At 58.0% G+C, this 5,732-nt stretch carries 6 protein-coding genes; 4 read left to right on the top strand and 2 right to left on the bottom strand.

What is annotated here, in order from left to right:
* Window positions 1-104: 104 nt before the first annotated feature.
* Both AWB69_RS44620 and AWB69_RS44615 read right to left on the bottom strand, forming a co-directional pair.
* Entirely contained in the window at window positions 105-1,019 is a 915-nt protein-coding gene (locus AWB69_RS44620) for a dioxygenase family protein (RefSeq protein WP_062093145.1), read from the bottom strand.
* Between the two features lie 44 nt (window positions 1,020-1,063).
* Window positions 1,064-1,588, bottom strand: a complete 525-nt coding sequence (locus AWB69_RS44615; RefSeq protein WP_062093144.1) for a cupin domain-containing protein — start codon at window positions 1,586-1,588, stop codon at window positions 1,064-1,066.
* A gap of 300 nt (window positions 1,589-1,888) precedes the next feature.
* Here AWB69_RS44615 and AWB69_RS44610 point away from each other — a divergent pair, with 300 nt between their 5' ends.
* The 4 genes from AWB69_RS44610 to AWB69_RS44595 all read left to right on the top strand — a co-directional run bounded on the left by AWB69_RS44610 (window position 1,889) and on the right by AWB69_RS44595 (window position 5,699).
* Window positions 1,889-2,824 (top strand): NAD(P)-dependent oxidoreductase, encoded by a 936-nt coding sequence (locus AWB69_RS44610; protein ID WP_062093143.1) that lies wholly within the window; start codon window positions 1,889-1,891, stop codon window positions 2,822-2,824.
* Window positions 2,825-2,837: 13 nt separating this feature from the next.
* Complete coding sequence (locus tag AWB69_RS44605; protein WP_082913880.1) at window positions 2,838-4,088, top strand: sugar MFS transporter; 1,251 nt, start codon at window positions 2,838-2,840, stop codon at window positions 4,086-4,088.
* A gap of 49 nt (window positions 4,089-4,137) precedes the next feature.
* Entirely contained in the window at window positions 4,138-4,509 is a 372-nt protein-coding gene (locus AWB69_RS44600; protein ID WP_062093142.1) for a YciI family protein, read from the top strand.
* A 230-nt stretch (window positions 4,510-4,739) separates the two neighbouring features.
* Window positions 4,740-5,699: a LysR family transcriptional regulator gene (locus AWB69_RS44595; protein WP_062093141.1), complete on the top strand. Its 960-nt coding sequence runs from the start codon at window positions 4,740-4,742 to the stop codon at window positions 5,697-5,699.
* The last annotated feature ends 33 nt before the right edge of the window (window positions 5,700-5,732 follow it).

The following is a 5,732-nucleotide window of genomic DNA, read 5'->3' as shown; positions in this document are numbered from 1 at the left end:
GTTGCGAATATCGTTACCATTTCGGCAACTTCTCTTGGATAAGGTACCGTCATCAGACAATCCAGAATACAGGTGCCTCTGCGCGCCCCCGCAGCGGCAACGGGTTACGGCAATGGGCACAACGGCACGCGCATTGTGCCTGGCTCCAGACGCAGCTCGAGATCCAACGTGTAGCTGCCGTCCGACCGAGCCTCAAAGCTCTGCAGTAGCGAACCTACAGCGCCGAAAACGACGTCTCGATATGCATTCGGATCGTCAGCATCAAAGATCTGCGTTGCCAATGTCTTGTAGCCATCGGCCAGCACGATGAAGTGCAAGTGGGCCGGTCGCATGATGTCGCGTCGCTGTAGCGCAAGCAACTCGCCACACGGTCCGTCGACAGGTACGGCATAGCCTGCCGGGCGGACGCTGTGAAACGAGAAGCGTCCCTCCCCGTCGGCCTGGAAATGCGCCCGCAAGTTCATGTCCTCCTGCTCCGGGTCCTGGTTCTCATAGAGACCACTCGGCGACGCTTGCCACGTCTCCACGCGCGCATTCGCCAACGGCTTCCCGTCCAACGAAAGCACTCGTCCCTGCACGAACAGCTTATCGCCAGGCGTATCGGCACTCGCAATGTGCGCGCCATTCGGCCGGAAAGGCTGATTGGCACGCCAGAAAGGCCCTATCAGCGCCGGTTCTGTCCCTCCCGAAGCGAGTGCCTTCTTCGCATCGATCAGGCCGACCAACGTCGCAAGGCCCAGGATGTCCGCCAACAGAATACCTTCGTGTTTCTCAGGCCCTGTCGCTTGTCCAATGCGCACCAGAAAGTCGAGCCCTAGCTCGAGTTCCGCATAACTGAGGTCGACCTCCGACGCGAACGCATGCAGGTGGCGCAGCAACGCATCCATGATCTCCCGCAGCCGCGGATTCGAGGTTCGCTTATTCGACGCCAGCACTGCCATTAGTAGTGCTTCAGGCGTCGCGGGGATTGGAGTTCGTTGCATCTCGTCCGTCGATCCGGATTGAAATCCTAATTTCATTGCGCCATGTCTCCTGCAGATACGTTCTGGTTCCGACTGCCGTTTCAGGCTTCGCTCTTCAGGAAACCGGTCTCGTCGTAGGCGAGCCCGGTTTCCTCGGCGGCCTTGAGGACGTCCGGGTGCCATTCGATCCGGCCAACTTCCTCGTCTCGCCCACCAACCACAGAGTAGATCACGAGATCATGATCGTTCGGATTGCGGAAGCCGCGCATCACGCCGACAGGCATGGAGATGCAGTCCCATTGGTTGAGCTCGATCTCGTGCTCGCCCTTGTCGCCCCAAACCACGATCATCTTGCCGTTGAGCGGGAAGAACACTTCTTCAGTCTTGTGCGAGTGCAAGTTGGCGCCCTGGCCGACCGGCACCTCAATCAGTGTGACGCCGAAGCGGTGGGCACCCTGGATTGCAGGCTCCACGCCTTTGTTCTCCAGTACGCCACGGTTAATGAGCTTATACAGCCGTTTCTCGAACCCGGGAAGGCGGCTTTCGATGAAGGTCACGCCGTACGGTTCGACCTTGCCCCAACGTGCAACGCGGGTCGCTTCCATTTGTTCGGGGGTAATGTCCATGTTTTTCCTCTTTCAAGTCAATTAATGACGGAACGCTATGTCCGTACCCGAATGCTAGGGAGTCGCGGCCAGCAAATCCAACACCATTTTCTTTTCAAGTTCATAACCTCGCGGCATTGAGCGCTCGAAGTGCACTACTACCTCGATAACAAAAAGGCATGGGTACGAGAAAATTTTAGTGTTGGACGAACGCTGAAGACGCCACCTAGCATCCAGAGACTGTCAAGGACAGTTCAGGCAACCCATAAGCGCGCACGGCTATTGACGCGCGCCATATCTTCAGACATGAAAGGAGACGTCATGGAAAACCCCGTTTGCAACCCACCAGAATCACCTACCGACCATTCAGGCATTCAGGAGATGGATATCCTTCTGGTTGGTGCCGGAAAGATGGGCTTACCTATTGCCCGCAATATTCAGCGTCGTGGACACCGTCTCTCAGTACTCGATAGTTCTGCCGAGCGAAGGGATCTCGCCCGGGCGCAGGGCCTAGAAATCGCGCCAACGCTAGAGAGCGGCCTGGCCTCAGCGAAGGTAGTGATTACCTCACTACCGCACGACGCCGCGTTCGAGTCCATGGCGAGCGAGATCGTGGCCTGCATGAAGCCCGAACAAATCTACGTGGACACGAGCACCGTCTCACTAGCGGCATCACAGCGTGTGTCACGAGCGTTCCAGGAGGCTCAAATCCCATGGCTCCGAGTGGCCGTATCGGGTAATCCGCAGATGGTGGAACAAAAGCAATCGACGACGATTGCTTCCGGCCCCCTTGAGGTCTATCAGCGTGTGCGGCCTTTGCTCAAACTCCTGGGGGAGGCACAGTTCTATGTCGGCCCTCGTGACGAGGCGCGCATCATGAAGCTCGCAATCAACCTCATGGTCAGTGGGCTATCAGCTCTCCTTGCAGAGGCACTCGCACTAGGGCAAAAGGCCGGCCTCGACTGGGCGACGATGTGTGAAGTGATCGCAGCAAGCGCAGCCGGCGCCCCCGTAGTGAGAGCCAAGGTCGCGCAAATCAGGCACTACGACTTCGCTCCGACGTTCACAGTTGGGCAAATGCAAAAGGACGTCGGTCTGATTCTTGACGCCGGGATGGACTTGCGGGTACCGCTACCGCAAACGGGCGCGGTGGCGCAGCTGCTACTGCAAACCTCAGCGCTAGGCTTCGACAGCGAGGACTATGCGTCCGTCATCAAGGCAGTACAGCAATCTGCGGGTCTTCCGCTTCATGGCTGAGAGGACAATCATCATGCACACTGCTACCGACCTTTCCGCAGACAGCCACCTGCCTGCGCAAGCCACACGGTCCCGCCATCGTGTTGCGCTGACACTCGTCATCAGCCTGTTTTTTGCGTGGGGGCTGACCTATGGGTTGCTTGACGTCCTCAACAAACACTTCCAGCAGACTTTGAGCGTGAGCCGCATGGAGTCAGCGCTGCTACAGACCTGCTACTTTGGCGCTTACCTGCTCGTCGCCGTGCCGTCCGGGTTCTTCGTGAGCCGCTATGGATACCGACGAGGCATTCTCCTCGGCCTCGTTCTCTTTGCAACAGGCGCCCTGCTCTTCATCCCAGCGACCGCACTTGCCAGGTTCGGTCCGTTCCTGTTTGCATTGTTCGTGCTCGCATCAGGCGCCGCATGTCTCGAGACAGCTGCCAATCCGTACGTCACGGTGCTTGGAGATAGCGGTGGTGGCGCACGACGATTGAACCTGGCACAAGCATTCACTGGCCTCGGATCATTCATAGGCCCGATCATTGGTGGCTTGTTCTTCTTTCAGCATGGCACGTCCTTCATGAGCAGCGCGGCTTCCGTCAGGATAACGTATGTCATGATCGCCGCGGTTGTGCTGCTCCTTGCCTTGGCGTTCTGGCGCACGAAGCTTCCCGAAGCCGACTTGCTGGACGAGCGAGTCGAAGGCGCCGCTACGACACGACCTTTGTGGCGTGAAGCACGCTTCATGGCGAGCGTCGCCGCACAGTTTTTCTATTTTTCCGCGCAGGTCGGCATTGCTGCTTTTTTTATCAACTTCGCTACGGAGCATTGGTCTGGTCTGCCCGTTCATTCAGCGGCCTTCATGCTGTCAGCTGGCATGGCAAGCTTTACCATCGGCCGATTCGCATCTATTGGCATAATGCGCAAAGTCGAACCTGCGAACCTGCTTTCCATCTACGCTGTGATCTGTCTTGCGCTTTGCGCGATCGTCGTGGTGGGTATCCCGACGGTATCAGTGATCGCGATGATTGCGATCTTCTTCTTCGAATCGATCATGTTTCCTACGATCTTCGCGCTCGGCGTCGAAGATCTCGGCCTACGCACACGTAAAGCGGCGTCGTTCCAGGTCATGGCGCTCTTCGGTGGCGCAGTTGCGCCTCTGGTAATGGGCGCTGTGGCCGATCGAGTTAACATCGCCTCAGCATACCTCGTTCCAGTAGTCTGCTTCGCTATCGTACTGGCGTTTGCGATTTACAGCCGGCGACGTATCTCGCCTCGTGGATAGACCCAAGGCGCCCACCGCACGGGCGCCGCTTAACTGACGGAGAGTACGCATGTCCGATCTCATGGACGAAATCCAGCAACTCATCAAGCCCAACCTGCGCAAGCGACTATATGTTGCTTTTAGCTATCCGGTCGCGCCGGTCGAGGAAATTGTCCCTCACATACCCGAGCATTTACGCTACATGATGGAGTTCGAGGACCAGGTCTTCCTTTCCGGACCGTTTATTACCGAAGGTCAGCTGGTCGGCGAAGGCATGACGGTGCTGCACGCCAGCAGCGCCGGGGAAGCGGCGCGCTTTATGGAGAACGAGCCGTTCATCAAACGCGGCCTTCGCCGCTTTGAACTCAAGCTGTGGGAGCTGCGCGAAGGGACCGTATCGATCCGCACCATGCTCTCGGACACCCGCTTCGACCTGGGGTAACCGACAAACTCCCTGGTTCTGAGAATACAATCGCACCGTGCCGTCTCGCATCCGGCAGGGAAAGCGGAATTATACTGATACTGCAGAGCGGTTAGCGCCGCGGCAATGTAATGACAGGATTGCGCGCAGCCGATGACACAAATAATCACGCGGCCAGTGTGTTGCGCCGGCCGATCAACCACCGGTCGGCGACGCGTTGCATCCTTCCGACAAGATGCGAGCGAACCAGTATGGATCTGAGGCAACTGCGGTACTTTAAGGTGTTGGCCGCCCATCAGCATTTCGGTCGCGCGGCCGCAGTTCTTCATATTGCTCAACCCGCCTTGAGCCGCCAGATCCAACTCCTGGAATCGGAGTTAGGCGTGAAGCTGGTCGAACGGCATTCACGCGGCGCATCGCTTACACGGGAAGGGGAACTGCTGCTCGAACGCGCAACCTTCCTCCTGCGCTACACCGACCAGATCAAGGTCGATATCATGGATCTCCAGGGTACACCGCGCGGGCCAGTGGCACTGGGTTTACCGCCGGCGCTTGCCAGCGTAATGGTGCCCCCACTCGCACGCTTGCTTCGCGAGCGCTACCGCGACATACACCTGCGCGTAATCGAAAGTTTTTCCCCTGCACTCTGCGACGCACTTGAGCAGGGCTCAGTTGACATCGCAGTGTTGAGTGGACCGATAGTAGCGCGGCCACTCATTCATACCGAACCCTTGCTGACCGAACGGGTATGTGCAATTGGTCCGGCGGACGACGCACGGCTCCGTGCGGGGTCGTTGGCGGTGCGGCAGCTTGACGGCATACCCATGATACTCACGGGCCTGCAGAACTCAGGGGTCCGTCTAGCGCTGGAACGCGCGACTGCCAAGGAGGACATCCATCTGAACGGGGTCATGGAAGTTGAATCCGCGACGGTGGCCGCACAGCTTGTCAAGGATGGCGTAGGCTGGACCATTCACTTCGCTTCCGCGGTCAGCCGAGATATTGAGGCGGGCGTACTGCTTGCTGTGCCACTGAAAGGAATCAAGCTGGAACGATACCTCGCTCATACCACTACGCGGCCACCTTCAGCGGCAACCGTCTCACTCGTTTCACTGATGTGTGAGACAGCCCAAACTCTTATCGTAACGAAGCAATGGCCTATGGCTGAGATGGGTGTGAATGACGACCAAGTCGATCACGACGTCGACTAGGCCAATGGTACATGTGGACTACCTACCCGGATT

Origin of the sequence: Caballeronia udeis, from assembly GCF_001544555.2 — a bacterium.
In the GTDB taxonomy this organism is placed as follows: domain Bacteria; phylum Pseudomonadota; class Gammaproteobacteria; order Burkholderiales; family Burkholderiaceae; genus Caballeronia; species Caballeronia udeis.
The sequence above is the reverse complement of the archived record's forward strand: the minus strand, read 5'-3'. Positions and strand labels throughout refer to the sequence as shown.

What these genes read in the sequence shown, in the direction of transcription:
- AWB69_RS44610 (WP_062093143.1), top strand. Translation starts at nt 1,889, where the DNA reads ATGGAAAACCCCGTTTGCAACCCACCAGAATCACCTACCGACCATTCA.
- AWB69_RS44615 (WP_062093144.1), bottom strand. Translation starts at nt 1,588, where the DNA reads ATGGACATTACCCCCGAACAAATGGAAGCGACCCGCGTTGCACGTTGG.
- AWB69_RS44595 (WP_062093141.1), top strand. Translation starts at nt 4,740, where the DNA reads ATGGATCTGAGGCAACTGCGGTACTTTAAGGTGTTGGCCGCCCATCAG.
- AWB69_RS44605 (WP_082913880.1), top strand. Translation starts at nt 2,838, where the DNA reads ATGCACACTGCTACCGACCTTTCCGCAGACAGCCACCTGCCTGCGCAA.
- AWB69_RS44600 (WP_062093142.1), top strand. Translation starts at nt 4,138, where the DNA reads ATGTCCGATCTCATGGACGAAATCCAGCAACTCATCAAGCCCAACCTG.
- AWB69_RS44620 (WP_062093145.1), bottom strand. Translation starts at nt 1,019, where the DNA reads ATGAAATTAGGATTTCAATCCGGATCGACGGACGAGATGCAACGAACT.